This window comes from Ruegeria sp. CDSA089 (assembly GCF_059612205.1).
On the sequence record NZ_JBXWQD010000010.1, the window covers coordinates 38034 to 49856 of the forward strand.

Sequence of the window (11823 nt, forward strand, 5' to 3'; positions counted from 1 at the left end):
CATGCGTATCATCTTCATGGGAACGCCCGACTTCTCGGTACCGGTGTTGGATGCTCTGGTTGCCGCCGGACATGAGATCGCCGCCGTCTATTGCCAGCCGCCCCGCCCAGCAGGGCGTGGCAAAAAGGACCGTCCCACCCCGGTTCACGCACGGGCCAAGGTATTGGGGTTCGACGTTCGTCATCCGGTCTCGCTGAAATCGCCCGACGAACAAGCGGCGTTTGCGGCTTTGAACGCAGACGTCGCAGTCGTTGTCGCCTATGGCCTGCTGTTGCCGCAGCCCATTTTGGACGCGCCTAAACATGGCTGTTTGAACATTCACGCCAGCCTGTTACCGCGCTGGCGCGGGGCTGCTCCGCTTCAGCGTGCGATCATGGCGGGCGACGCTCAGACGGGTATCTGCATCATGCAGATGGAGGCCGGGCTGGATACCGGCCCGGTCTTGTTGCGTCGGGCTACGGATATTGGGCCGCTGGAAACCACAGCGCAGCTTCATGATCGATTGTCAGAAATGGGCGCTGCTATGGTGGTTGAAGCGTTGGAGGAGCTGCCGAACCTGACCCCTGAGATTCAGCCTGAAGATGGCGTGACCTATGCTGCGAAGATCGACAAATCCGAGGCGCGCGTCGACTGGGCGCGTCCTGCCGCCGAGGTTGATCGGCAAATCCGGGGCCTGTCCCCGTTCCCCGGCGCCTGGACCGAGATCGAAGGCGAGCGGGTCAAGCTTTTGTCCTCTCGGCTGGCCGCTGGGCAGGGCGCTCCGGGAGAGGTTCTGAATGACACACTCCGCGTGGCCTGTGGCGACGGCGCGGTTGACCTTTTGCGGCTGCAACGGGCAGGGAAAGGGGCGCAGGATGTTGAAACCTTTTTGCGGGGGTGGCCTGTTTCGACCGGAACGCGGCTCAGTTCGGAGTAAACCAGATGTTCATGATATTGATGGGCACCGTCGTGATTGCCGGGATCGTGGGGTATCTGGCTGAAAAAACCGGATTTACCCACAATGGATACCTGCCCTCGATCATCATTTGCGTGGGCGGCGCGTTCCTGTTCTACTTTGTGCGCATCATGTTTGGCATCAGCTTCGGCCCGCCCGGACTGGACGCGGTCCTGTCATCCATCGGGGCGCTGATCATCGTGCCCACTCATTGGAGGAAATAACGTGCCCGTCATCGCCCTTGTCATCATCGGAGCCGCCGCCGGGTTTCTGGCGACACGACTGATGCGGATCGAGGCCGATATTCCCACAACCATGTTGATCGGCATCGTTGGCGCGCTGGTCGGCGGGTTCCTTCTACGTGCATTGATCGCCGTAGCGGGCTGGCTGTCGGGCTTTGTCGGTGCGGTTTTGGGTGCGTTGTTGGTGATCTGGATCTGGCAGACATACCTGCGCCGTTGACCTCTTGACCTTTCGGAATCAATTCGGCCAGATCGCCGCAGATTTTATCTGAAAGGTGTTCCATGCCACAGGATCTGAACCCAGGTGACGTCGCACTTATGGGGGTGCCTCTGGATCTTCATTCCTCGTTTCTGCAAGGGCCCGCCTTTGCCCCTGGTCGTATTCGCGAGGCTCTGCATTCCGGAGCCGCTAACCTGACCGCAGAGGATGGCACAGATCTCGGCGCGACCGACCGCTTCAAGGATACAGGCGACCTGGATGTGTTCGAGATGATCGGACAGGAACCTATTGACCGGATCGAAGCCGGTGCTGCTGCGCGGATTTCAAGCGGTGCGCGACTGTTATCTCTGGGAGGGGACCATTCGGTTGCCTATCCGCTGATCAAGGCGCATTCGGAACGGTATGAGGGGTTGAACATCCTGCATATCGACTCGCATCCCGACTTGTATGACAGTCAGCAGGTCGGTCCGCTGGGCCATGGCTGCCCCTTCGCGCGGGTAATGGAGACCTGCGCAATCAACCGTCTGGTGCAGGTTGGTATCCGTACCATGAACAAGCACCAGCAGGAACAGGCCGACAAGTTCGGCGTCGAAGTGATCGACATGCAAAGCTGGCGCCCCGATCTTGAAATCAGCTTTGATGGCCCTGTTTACCTCTCCCTGGATCTGGATGCGTTGGACCCTGCCTTTGCGCCCGGCGTGTCGCATCATGAACCCGGTGGGTTAAGCACCCGCGAGGTGATCAACCTGATCCGCCGTTTCAAGGGGCAGTTGGTCGGCGCTGACATTGTCGAATTGAATCCTCATCGTGACCCGTATGGGATGACGGCCATGGTGGCTGCGAAATTCGTCAAAGAGATCGGAGCCAGGTTGCTGTCACGCTGAGGTCATCGTGCGTCGCAGGTTGCGGATGATCCAAGTTGCGGCACATTACGGGTCGTGAGGGCGAACCGTTCAACTTCGGTCGCGCTCATCCAGTGCATGTCCTCGGCCGAGGCCGCGTCAAGCGTGTACCAGTAGAAGGCCGGGTCAACACCGATATCGGCATAGTAGTCCAGGTACCGGTCATGCTCTGGGTCGTCTTTGGGGATTTCGGTGGCCACGATGTTCCAGCCGCCCCAACTGTGCACGCCAACGCAGGCACCAGGTTCCAGAACGCGGCGGTTGCCTGCCAGAAACAGGTCCGTGCCGCCCGACGCCACCATGCCGTCCGACGGAACAATCGTGTCAAACCCCATTTCCCGCACAACGCGCGAGAAGACGACATTTGCGTCATCGTCCACGGAGCCTTCAATATATTGCAGGACAAGGGTTTTAACCTGCGGATTGCTGCGGATGACCTCCTGAAAGGCATCCAAGGACGTGTGGTCGATAGTACCCGAGGCGACAATCCGGTCGCTCTGTGCCTCAAACCGCAGGGCGTCGTAGGATGGGGTACACCCGGCCATAAGGGCGAAACTGACTGCAAAGCAGAACTGTGGTTTCATTGCAGGCGTATTCCTTTTGGCGCGCCGTCTAGGCCTTTGCTTTCTTGGGTTTGAACGGGGCCATGCCCGTCCGGGCCAACTCGTCGGCTTTTTCGTTTTCAGGATGGCCCGCGTGACCTTTGACCCATTCCCAGGTCACGTCATGGCGGGTTTGTGCCTCATCCAGCCGCTGCCACAAATCTACATTCTTAACAGGCTTCTTGTTCGAGGTCTTCCAACCGTTCCGCTTCCACCCGAAAATCCACCCCGTGACGCCGTTTTTCACGTAGGCGCTGTCAGTCACAACGGTGATCTTCGAGGCCCGCTCCAATGTTTCTAGCGCGCTGATCGCAGCCAGCAGCTCCATCCGGTTGTTTGTGGTTTCGGCCTCGCCGCCGCTGAGTTCCCGTTCTTTCAGGACATTGTCGCCATCCATCGCGCGCAGCAGAACCCCCCAGCCGCCGGGGCCCGGATTGCCGGAACATGCGCCGTCCGTATAGGCGAACAGCTCAGGCATGGGCCAGCACCAGAATGAAACCGTCATATGAACCCGCAAGGCCGGCACCCACGCCCGTCGTGATCCGGTCGATGGTGAACCCGGACTTTGTCATAGCCTCCTCGATTTCAGTTTGTGAAAAATAGGTGTAGTAGCGATCCAGATCGTCGCGATGTTCACCCGTGCCCAGTTTCAGGCCCAGAAAAAAAACACCCTCGGGTTTCAGCGCTTTGTGGATGGCGGACAGATGCCGCGCAAAATCCGCGCGCGGGGCGTGCAGCAGGGAAAAGCTGGCATAGATGCCGTCATATTCAGCCTCTTCCGTCACGTCGTCAAACGTGCCCAGACGCGCGTCAATCCCGTTCTGCTGCGCATGTTCGACAAAGGCGGGCGTGGCATCAAGGGCACGGACACGCAGCCCTTCGCGTTGTAGAAAGGCGCTGTCCGATCCGGGGCCGGAACCGAGATCCAGCACATAACCGCCTTCCGCAACCGCTTCGGCAAAGGCCATGCGGGCTTCGATCTGTTCGGGGGGCAGGGGGATGCTCAGATATTCGGCCACGCGGGCAGTGTAGGCGTCAATCGTTCTCTTGTCGGTCACAGGTACACTCCAACGGCTAAGCAGGCCAGAACAACGGCCGTCAGCATCATGCGCAGACGCATCCACCAGACCGGCGTCAATCGCCAGTATGAGAACACAGCGTCCAGCAAAAGCAACCCGGCAAAACCCCACATCAGGTTGGTGCCTGCAGCGACCGGCCCGCCGCCCGTTTTCGCAAAGGCCCAAAGTGCGGGCAGAACCGAGAGCAGATAGCAGGTCGCCGCCTTGCTACCAGATGTCTTGGTCGAAAAACCCCACAGCACGCCGGACATAAAGCTGAGGATGACAGAGCCGTAGAACAACTGCACATAAGGCCCCACAAAACGAGCCCCAAGCGCCTGAGTACCCCAAGCGTGCAGATCGTCATTCAGGTAGGTCAGTGCGCCCCAGAGAAAGGGGATCAGCCCGGCCAGCCCCAGAAATAACGGGGCTCTTGGTATGCCGCTCATGCCGGTTCGCGCAGCACGCGCGGGACTTTGAACTCGACGTTCTCAACAGCGGTTTCGACCATCTCGACCGTCACGTCGTAATGGTCGCGAAATGCGTCGATCACCTCGTTGACCAGAACTTCTGGGGCCGAAGCACCGGCGGTGATGGCAACCGAGGAAATCCCTTTCAGCGCCCGCCAGTCGATATCGGTGGACCGTTGCACCAGTTGGGCATAGTCGCACCCAGCACGCGCGGCGACCTCGACCAAGCGGCGTGAGTTTGACGAGTTTGGAGCGCCCACAACCAACAAAGCGTCGGATCTGGGGGCGACGGCTTTGACGGCCTCTTGCCGGTTTGTGGTGGCGTAGCAGATATCTTCTTTATGCGGGCCGACGATGGCGGGAAACCGGGCTTCAAGCGCGGCTATGATATCCTTGGTGTCATCGACTGACAGGGTGGTCTGAGTGACAAAGGCCAACTTTTCGGGGTTGCGCACCTGAACGGTGGCCACATCCTCGACCGTTTCGACTAGCAGAACTTCGCCCTCGGGCAGTTGCCCCATCGTGCCGACGGTTTCGGGATGGCCCTTGTGGCCGATCATGATCATCTGCAACCCGGCCTCAGCATGGCGCTGCGCCTCGACATGGACCTTGGAGACCAGAGGGCAGGTGGCGTCGACATAGATCATTTCGCGCTGTGCGGCTGTGGCCGGGACGGATTTTGGCACGCCATGGGCCGAGAAAATCACCGGGCGATCATCGGGGCATTCGTCCAGTTCCTCGACAAACACCGCGCCTTTTTCGCGTAAACCGTCGACCACGAACTTGTTGTGCACGATCTCGTGGCGCACATAAACCGGCGCGCCCCATTTTTGCAGGGCCATCTCGACGATTTTGATCGCCCGGTCCACACCGGCGCAAAACCCGCGCGGGGCGGCAAGATACAAGGTCAGCGGGGGCTTGTTCATGTCACATACTCCTTACGGCCACAGGTAGGTCTTTTCCTCGCCATGGTCCAGACAGGACTGTGTCATTCAACTGACATGAATCAGTGTTAGCAATCAGATGTTTCAGCACCTGTTCCTAGTTTAAGCAACGCGGTCAGGGCATTTGCCCCGACCGCGTCGATTTTTAAGCCTAACTGACGGGGGCGGTGTTACTGCCCACTTGCCGCGACGCTGCGCGGCTCCATCGGGACGTCACGCGGAGGGCGGCCGATTACGTCGCGCAAATCCTCCAGCTCGATGAAGTTGTCGGCTTGGCGGCGGAGCTCGTCCGAGATCATCGGCGGCTGGCTGCGGATGGTCGAGACGACCGAAACGCGCACGCCCTGACGTTGCAGGCTGGCAATCAGCGGGCGGAAATCCCCATCGCCCGAAAACAGCACGATATGATCAACGCGCGGTGCCAGTTCCATGGCATCGACGGTCAGTTCGATATCCATGTTCCCTTTGACTTTCCGACGCCCCATGCTGTCGGTGTATTCCTTGGCGGGTTTCGTCACCATGGTGAAGCCGTTGTAATGCAGCCAGTCCACCAGGGGTCGGATCGGGGAATACTCGTCATTTTCCAGTAGCGCTGTGTAGTAGAAAGCACGAAGCATCTTGCCGCGACGCATGAATTCTTGGCGCAGCAATTTGTAGTCGATGTCAAACCCCAGTGCTTTTGCGGCCGCATAAAGATTCGAGCCGTCGATGAACAGCGCTAGCCGTTCGTCTTTATAAAACATAAATAGGTCCTTCCGGTATCTACCAGAACGCCGGGTGTTACGTGAGTGAGCTTAGGAAATAGGCGGCGCGCTGATACGCCTATAATTAGTGTTTTTAATGTGTATCGCAAGTATGCAATTCACCGAATATAGGGAGTAGAATGCGCAAGATTACGTCAGAATCGGTGATCGCACTGGGTGCAAATCTCAATTTGAGAGGTTATGGGCCCAAGGTGACACTTGAGAAGGCTCTTGACGCACTAAAGCGTCAGGGGGTGGTGATTCGCGCGGTCAGCCGCTTTTTTGAGACACCGTGTTTCCCAGCCGGCGCGGGGCCAGACTATGTTAATGCCGCAGCTTTGATTGAGACAGAAAAGACGCCGTCCGAATTGCTGCATCTGCTGCATGAGGTGGAGAAGGAATTCGGGCGCGAGCGGATTCAGCGCTGGGGGATGCGGACGCTGGATTTGGATCTGGTGTGTTTTGGTGACAGCGTATTGCCCGACCGGACGGAGTACGAACGCTGGAGGACACTGCCGCAAGATGACCAGATGCAACGCGCACCGGACCAGTTGATTCTGCCGCATCCGCGGCTTCAGGATCGCGCATTTGTGCTGGTTCCGATGGCCGATATCGCCCCGGATTGGGAGCATCCAGTCTTGGGTCAGAGCGTTCGGGAAATGCTGGCGCAGCTACCTGCCGATGAAATTGCCTCTGTCACCCCTTTGTGAAGGGTGCATTTGCAGCATTTCTTGCTTGTCAAGGCGGGGATTCGCCCTTAGATAAACCTCTTCCTGACATGGATTCAGAAACGGAGAGCGCCCCATGGCCCGCGTGACGGTAGAAGATTGCGTAGACAAGGTACAAAACCGGTTTGAGCTGGTGATGCTTGCCGCCCATCGTGCGCGTGAGATTTCAGCCGGTGCCGCGATCACCGTGGACCGCGACAACGACAAGAACCCGGTCGTGTCGCTGCGCGAAATCGCCGATGAAACCCAAAGCGCTGATGAGCTGCGCGAGCGCCTGATCGAGGCCAACCAGACCCAGATCGAGGTTGACGAGCCTGAAGAGGATCAGATGGCTCTGCTGATGGGTGCGGAATCCGACAAGCCCGCCGATGACGACATGTCCGAAGAGAAGCTGCTGCGCGCTCTGATGGAGGCTCAAGGCCAGGGGTAATCCCCAAAGACGAAGGTGCGGACCGGATGATTTCTGCTGAAGACCTGATTGCGCTGGTCCGCAACTACAACCCCAAGACAAATGCTGACCGCATAACCCGAGCTTATGAGTTTGGGAAACAGATGCACGAAGGTCAGTTTCGCCACTCGGGCGAGCCCTATTTCACTCATCCCGTTGCCGTTGCCGCCATCCTGACCGAACAGCGTCTGGATGATGCCACGATCATTACCGCGCTGCTGCATGACACGATCGAGGACACCAAAGCCAATTACAGCAAGGTGTCCGAGCTGTTTGGCGATGAAGTGGCCAAGCTGGTCGATGGGGTCACCAAGCTGACCAACTTGCAGCTGTCCAGCCGCGAAACCAAACAGGCCGAGAATTTCCGTAAACTGTTCATGGCCATGTCCAAGGATTTGCGGGTCATTCTGGTCAAGCTGGCCGACCGTCTGCACAATATGCGCACGATCAAGGCGATGCGCCCGGAAAAGCAGATCGTCAAGGCGCGCGAGACAATGGATATCTACGCGCCGCTTGCCGGCCGGATGGGGATGCAATGGATGCGCGAAGAGCTGGAGGACCTGGCTTTCCGCGTGCTGAATCCCGAAGGCCGCCAGTCGATCATCCGGCGGTTCATCACTCTGCAACGTGAAACCGGCGATGTGATCCACCGGATCACGGGCGACATGCGGTTCGAGCTGGAAAAAGCCGGGATCGAAGCCGAGGTCTTTGGCCGCGCAAAGAAACCCTATTCGATCTGGCGCAAGATGCAGGAAAAGGATCAGGGGTTCTCGCGCCTGTCCGACATATACGGGTTCCGCATCATCACCCAGACGGAAGAAGATTGTTACCGGACGTTGGGCGCAATCCACCAACGCTGGCGTGCGGTGCCGGGGCGGTTCAAGGACTATATCAGCCAGCCAAAATCCAACGGCTACCGCTCGATTCACACCACAGTGTCGGGGCGCGACGGTAAGCGCGTCGAGGTGCAAATCCGTACCCGTCAGATGCACGACGTGGCTGAGACGGGTGTGGCGGCGCATTGGTCTTATCGGGATGGGGTGCGGTCGGAAAACCCGTTTGCAGTCGATCCAGCCAAGTGGATCGCGAACCTGACCGAGCAGTTCGATAGTGAGGATGACCACGAGGATTTCCTCGAAGCAGTTAAGCTTGAGATGTATTCGGACCAGGTGTTCTGCTTCACACCCAAGGGCGATGTGGTGAAACTGCCGCGTGGGGCGACACCAATAGATTTCGCTTATGCGATCCACACACGGATCGGTCATGCCTGCGTTGGCGCCAAGGTAGATGGTATCAGGGTTCCGCTATGGACCCGGATCAAGAACGGCCAATCGGTTGATGTCATCACCGCGGACGGTCAGACCCCGCAGGTCACTTGGCTTGAGATTGCTGTCACCGGCAAGGCCCGCACCGCCATCCGGCGCGCTTTGCGAGAGGTGGATCGCGAGCGCTTTATCAAACTGGGCAAAGAACTGGCGCGCTCGGGCTTCGAACATGTGGGGCGCAAGGCCACAGACAAGGCGCTGGAGACGGCCGCTAAACACTTGCGCCTGAAGGATCGAGACGAACTGTTGGCCCGGCTAGGCAGCGCCGAACTGACCGCCCATGATGTGGTCAGCGCCGTTTACCCGGAACTGACGCAGGATGAAGGCGACGCCATCCCGTTGCGCCGTGCCGTAATCGGGCTTGAGCCGGGGCAGAAATTTGACCGCGCGCCGTGCTGTCAGCCTCTACCTGGTGAACGCATCGTCGGCATTACCTATCGCGGCAAAGGCGTGGTGGTTCACGCCATCGACTGTAATCGTCTGACCGAGTTCGAGGGCGAGCCCGAGCGGTGGGTTGACCTGCATTGGCATACCGGAACCCATCCGGCGGTCTACGGTGCAACGCTGGAGTTGACCATCGGGAATGATGCGGGCGTACTGGGGCGTATTTGCACATTGATTGGCGAGAAAAAGGCCAATATCTCAAACTTGGAATTCGTTGATCGCAAACCGGATTTTTACCGATTGTTGATCAGTGTCGAACTGCGTGATCTCGAACAGCTGCATTCGCTGATGCTGATGCTTGAAGCCGAAAGCGACGTAGCGGCGGTGGAACGGTTCAGGGACAGGTCCAAGACCGCCGTGGCGGCTGGCTGAGAAGGGGTGATCAGGAGTGGTATTCAAGCGCCGAGATCGACGCTCGCCTGTCCAGATCGCATCTGAATTCGTCTACCCCCGTGGCGGATGGACCCGAGCCTTTCACTATGTCAAACACCGTGTACGCCGGTTGCCCGATTCCCCGGAACGTATCGCACGTGGGATCGGGGCAGGGGTGTTTGCTGCCTTCACGCCCTTTTATAGCCTGCACTTTGTGGTTGCCGCCCTTCTGGCGCGGTTGATTAATGGCAATATTCTGGCTGCGCTGAGTGGGACATTCTTTGGTAATCCGTTGACATATGTCCCGATCGGCGTTGTCAGCCTGCAAACCGGCCACTTCATTCTGGGTACCAAATTCGAAGAAGGTGACACCCACGGTCTGATGGGCAAATTCGCTGGTGCGCTCGGCGATCTGAAGAACAATTTTCTGGCGATCTTCACCGACCGCATGGCCGACTGGTACGGGCTAAGGATCTTTTATGATGAGGTGTTTTTTCCCTATCTGGTTGGGGGGATTCTGCCCGGTCTTGTCGCCGGGGCTGTGTGTCACTACCTGAGCCTGCCGTTGATCCGAACCTATCAGCAGCGCCGCCGGGCCAAGATCAAAGCCAAGTTCGACGAAATCCGGCGGTTGGCTGAATCCAAGCCTGCCGTTTCGGTTCCAAAACCACTAGGCTCGGGCCAGAATTCGGCAAAGGAATCAAACGATGTCTGACAATATCCTGCGTCTGGGCGTGAATATCGACCACGTAGCAACCGTGCGCAACGCGCGCGGTGGGGCGTACCCTGACCCTCTGCGCGCCGCCAAGCTGGCGGAAGAGGCCGGGGCTGATGGCATCACGGCCCATCTGCGCGAAGATCGCCGCCATATCTCGGACGCCGATATCGACGGGCTGATGGAGGTGCTGTCGGTGCCCCTGAACTTTGAAATGGCTGCGACGCCCGAGATGCAGCAGATCGCCCTGCGGCACAAACCGCATGCGGTGTGCATCGTTCCCGAAAAGCGCGAAGAACGGACGACCGAGGGCGGTTTGGAAGTCGCGCGCGAGGAAAACAAGCTGGCCCATTTCATCGCCCCCCTGCGCGACGTTGGCTGCCGCGTGTCTATTTTCATCGCCGCCGACCAACGCCAGATCGAAGCCGCGCACCGTATCGGTGCTGAGGTGATCGAGCTGCACACGGGCGCTTATTGCGACGCTGTCTCCGACGGCCACCCAGACGTAGCCAACCAAGAGCTGGACAGCCTGCGCGAGATGTCCGCATTTGCCCATTCGCTCGGGCTGGAGGTACACGCCGGCCATGGCCTGACCTATGACACCGTGCAGCCCGTCGCGGCTTTCCCCGAGGTGCGCGAGTTGAACATCGGCCACTTTTTGATCGGCGAGGCTATCTTTCGCGGCCTGACCCCGGCGATTGCCGAGATGAGACGGCTGATGGATGAGGCGCGGGTAGTCGTCTGATCGTTAAGGTAACGCTATGGATTCGAACAATTTGTGGCGCTACAGCGTCTTGCTTGTCCAAGTCCGGTTTTTAATGCCGATCGCTATTGTCGTTCTGTGGCATGTGACCGGGCTCAATTTGGCGAATGTGGGGATTCCTTTCCTGTGTGCGATTGCCGCAGCGATGATAACGGGCTGCGGCACAGCGCGGTCGATGGGCCGAATGCCGCACTTGCGCGAGGTGCTTTGCTTTGCGGTTGCGGGGACCGTGATATTCATGATCGTGAACGCTGCGGCCTATCTGATTTTGGCGATCAGCAATATCGGACCGGTCGATATGTCGCTTCTGATGTATTGGCACAGAGGTGGCTATATGGGCAGCCTTATGCTGTATCTGGCGATTTTTGCTTTCTTCGCCAACAGCGTTCTATTCTATCTGTCGACCAAAATGGAACTCAGGGCGATTGCCAGACGGCGTAGCAAAGAAAGCGCGAAATGATCCTAGGCATCGGCACAGACCTCGCAAATATAGAGCGTATTCAGGGTACACTAGACCGGTTCGGCGACCGGTTCCGCAATCGTGTCTTCACCGACACCGAACAGCGCAAGGCCGAACGTCGCCATGACACGGCTGGCACCTATGCCAAGCGCTGGGCCGCGAAAGAGGCGTGCTCCAAGGCGTTGGGCACTGGCCTGCGCATGGGCATCGCGTGGAAGGACATGGCCGTCACCAACCTTAACACCGGCCAGCCGGTAATGCATGTCACCGGCTGGGCCGCCGAGCGCCTGCGCGAGATGACCCCCGAAGGCCATGAGGCAATCATTCACGTCACCCTGACCGACGACCACCCTTGGGCGCAGGCTTTCGTAGTGATTGAGGCGCGCGCCATCACGAACGCAGCGGCCAGCCTTGACTAACCTCTCTGCGCCCCGCATGTAGCACCCCAACAAA

17 protein-coding genes are annotated in these 11823 nt (G+C 58.7%); 11 read left to right on the forward strand and 6 right to left on the reverse strand.

What is annotated here, in order from left to right:
- Position 1 precedes the first annotated feature (1 nt).
- From fmt to speB, 4 genes are all read left to right on the forward strand, one after another.
- The gene (gene fmt, locus AC2FJ6_RS18740; RefSeq protein ID WP_480878120.1) at positions 2-916 is read left to right on the forward strand and encodes a methionyl-tRNA formyltransferase; all 915 of its coding nucleotides are present in this window, start codon (positions 2-4) and stop codon (positions 914-916) included.
- A gap of 5 nt (positions 917-921) precedes the next feature.
- Positions 922-1158, forward strand: a complete 237-nt coding sequence (locus AC2FJ6_RS18745; RefSeq protein WP_170775300.1) for a hypothetical protein — start codon at positions 922-924, stop codon at positions 1156-1158.
- Between the two features lies 1 nt (position 1159).
- Positions 1160-1396, forward strand: coding sequence for a GlsB/YeaQ/YmgE family stress response membrane protein (locus AC2FJ6_RS18750; RefSeq protein ID WP_170791620.1), 237 nt, complete (start codon positions 1160-1162; stop codon positions 1394-1396).
- 62 nt (positions 1397-1458) lie between these two features.
- On the forward strand, positions 1459-2280 hold the full coding sequence (gene speB, locus AC2FJ6_RS18755; RefSeq protein WP_170787299.1) for an agmatinase: 822 nt from the start codon (positions 1459-1461) through the stop codon (positions 2278-2280).
- 2 nt (positions 2281-2282) lie between these two features.
- Here speB and AC2FJ6_RS18760 read toward each other — a convergent pair whose 3' ends face one another.
- The 6 genes from AC2FJ6_RS18760 to AC2FJ6_RS18785 all read right to left on the reverse strand — a co-directional run bounded on the left by AC2FJ6_RS18760 (position 2283) and on the right by AC2FJ6_RS18785 (position 6115).
- On the reverse strand, positions 2283-2882 hold the full coding sequence (locus tag AC2FJ6_RS18760) for a COG3904 family protein (RefSeq protein ID WP_170775305.1): 600 nt from the start codon (positions 2880-2882) through the stop codon (positions 2283-2285).
- 28 nt (positions 2883-2910) lie between these two features.
- Positions 2911-3378, reverse strand: coding sequence for a ribonuclease HI (gene rnhA / locus AC2FJ6_RS18765; RefSeq protein ID WP_170775307.1), 468 nt, complete (start codon positions 3376-3378; stop codon positions 2911-2913).
- Complete coding sequence (locus AC2FJ6_RS18770) at positions 3371-3958, reverse strand: class I SAM-dependent methyltransferase (protein ID WP_331252145.1); 588 nt, start codon at positions 3956-3958, stop codon at positions 3371-3373. Before AC2FJ6_RS18770 ends, rnhA begins: the two co-directional genes overlap by 8 nt.
- The gene (locus AC2FJ6_RS18775) at positions 3955-4407 is read right to left on the reverse strand and encodes a DUF3429 domain-containing protein (protein WP_170775309.1); all 453 of its coding nucleotides are present in this window, start codon (positions 4405-4407) and stop codon (positions 3955-3957) included. The genes AC2FJ6_RS18770 and AC2FJ6_RS18775 overlap by 4 nt, the downstream gene beginning before the upstream one ends.
- Positions 4404-5354: a 4-hydroxy-3-methylbut-2-enyl diphosphate reductase gene (ispH, locus tag AC2FJ6_RS18780; protein WP_170775311.1), complete on the reverse strand. Its 951-nt coding sequence runs from the start codon at positions 5352-5354 to the stop codon at positions 4404-4406. Before ispH ends, AC2FJ6_RS18775 begins: the two co-directional genes overlap by 4 nt.
- A gap of 188 nt (positions 5355-5542) precedes the next feature.
- Complete coding sequence (locus AC2FJ6_RS18785) at positions 5543-6115, reverse strand: LabA-like NYN domain-containing protein (RefSeq protein ID WP_170775314.1); 573 nt, start codon at positions 6113-6115, stop codon at positions 5543-5545.
- Positions 6116-6255: 140 nt separating this feature from the next.
- Between AC2FJ6_RS18785 and folK the strand changes: the two genes are divergently transcribed.
- From folK to acpS, 7 genes are all read left to right on the forward strand, one after another.
- Positions 6256-6825, forward strand: a complete 570-nt coding sequence (gene folK, locus AC2FJ6_RS18790) for a 2-amino-4-hydroxy-6-hydroxymethyldihydropteridine diphosphokinase (RefSeq protein WP_496669683.1) — start codon at positions 6256-6258, stop codon at positions 6823-6825.
- Positions 6826-6919: 94 nt separating this feature from the next.
- Positions 6920-7273, forward strand: coding sequence for a DNA-directed RNA polymerase subunit omega (gene rpoZ, locus AC2FJ6_RS18795; RefSeq protein ID WP_170356736.1), 354 nt, complete (start codon positions 6920-6922; stop codon positions 7271-7273).
- Between the two features lie 26 nt (positions 7274-7299).
- Entirely contained in the window at positions 7300-9432 is a 2133-nt protein-coding gene (locus tag AC2FJ6_RS18800) for a RelA/SpoT family protein (protein WP_170775318.1), read from the forward strand.
- A gap of 16 nt (positions 9433-9448) precedes the next feature.
- Positions 9449-10147 (forward strand): DUF2062 domain-containing protein, encoded by a 699-nt coding sequence (locus AC2FJ6_RS18805; protein WP_170775320.1) that lies wholly within the window; start codon positions 9449-9451, stop codon positions 10145-10147.
- A complete protein-coding gene (locus AC2FJ6_RS18810) occupies positions 10140-10892 on the forward strand; it encodes a pyridoxine 5'-phosphate synthase (protein ID WP_170775322.1) in 753 nt (250 codons plus the stop codon). Before AC2FJ6_RS18805 ends, AC2FJ6_RS18810 begins: the two co-directional genes overlap by 8 nt.
- A gap of 73 nt (positions 10893-10965) precedes the next feature.
- Positions 10966-11370, forward strand: coding sequence for a hypothetical protein (locus AC2FJ6_RS18815; RefSeq protein WP_170775324.1), 405 nt, complete (start codon positions 10966-10968; stop codon positions 11368-11370).
- Positions 11367-11789, forward strand: a complete 423-nt coding sequence (gene acpS / locus AC2FJ6_RS18820) for a holo-ACP synthase (RefSeq protein ID WP_170356731.1) — start codon at positions 11367-11369, stop codon at positions 11787-11789. The genes AC2FJ6_RS18815 and acpS overlap by 4 nt, the downstream gene beginning before the upstream one ends.
- Positions 11790-11823 lie beyond the last annotated feature (34 nt).

What these genes read in the sequence shown, in the direction of transcription:
- fmt (WP_480878120.1), top strand. Translation starts at nt 2, where the DNA reads ATGCGTATCATCTTCATGGGAACGCCCGACTTCTCGGTACCGGTGTTG.
- AC2FJ6_RS18745 (WP_170775300.1), top strand. Translation starts at nt 922, where the DNA reads ATGTTCATGATATTGATGGGCACCGTCGTGATTGCCGGGATCGTGGGG.
- speB (WP_170787299.1), top strand. Translation starts at nt 1,459, where the DNA reads ATGCCACAGGATCTGAACCCAGGTGACGTCGCACTTATGGGGGTGCCT.
- AC2FJ6_RS18760 (WP_170775305.1), bottom strand. Translation starts at nt 2,882, where the DNA reads ATGAAACCACAGTTCTGCTTTGCAGTCAGTTTCGCCCTTATGGCCGGG.
- rnhA (WP_170775307.1), bottom strand. Translation starts at nt 3,378, where the DNA reads ATGCCTGAGCTGTTCGCCTATACGGACGGCGCATGTTCCGGCAATCCG.
- AC2FJ6_RS18775 (WP_170775309.1), bottom strand. Translation starts at nt 4,407, where the DNA reads ATGAGCGGCATACCAAGAGCCCCGTTATTTCTGGGGCTGGCCGGGCTG.
- ispH (WP_170775311.1), bottom strand. Translation starts at nt 5,354, where the DNA reads ATGAACAAGCCCCCGCTGACCTTGTATCTTGCCGCCCCGCGCGGGTTT.
- AC2FJ6_RS18785 (WP_170775314.1), bottom strand. Translation starts at nt 6,115, where the DNA reads ATGTTTTATAAAGACGAACGGCTAGCGCTGTTCATCGACGGCTCGAAT.
- folK (WP_496669683.1), top strand. Translation starts at nt 6,256, where the DNA reads ATGCGCAAGATTACGTCAGAATCGGTGATCGCACTGGGTGCAAATCTC.
- rpoZ (WP_170356736.1), top strand. Translation starts at nt 6,920, where the DNA reads ATGGCCCGCGTGACGGTAGAAGATTGCGTAGACAAGGTACAAAACCGG.
- AC2FJ6_RS18800 (WP_170775318.1), top strand. Translation starts at nt 7,300, where the DNA reads ATGATTTCTGCTGAAGACCTGATTGCGCTGGTCCGCAACTACAACCCC.
- AC2FJ6_RS18810 (WP_170775322.1), top strand. Translation starts at nt 10,140, where the DNA reads ATGTCTGACAATATCCTGCGTCTGGGCGTGAATATCGACCACGTAGCA.
- AC2FJ6_RS18815 (WP_170775324.1), top strand. Translation starts at nt 10,966, where the DNA reads ATGCCGATCGCTATTGTCGTTCTGTGGCATGTGACCGGGCTCAATTTG.
- acpS (WP_170356731.1), top strand. Translation starts at nt 11,367, where the DNA reads ATGATCCTAGGCATCGGCACAGACCTCGCAAATATAGAGCGTATTCAG.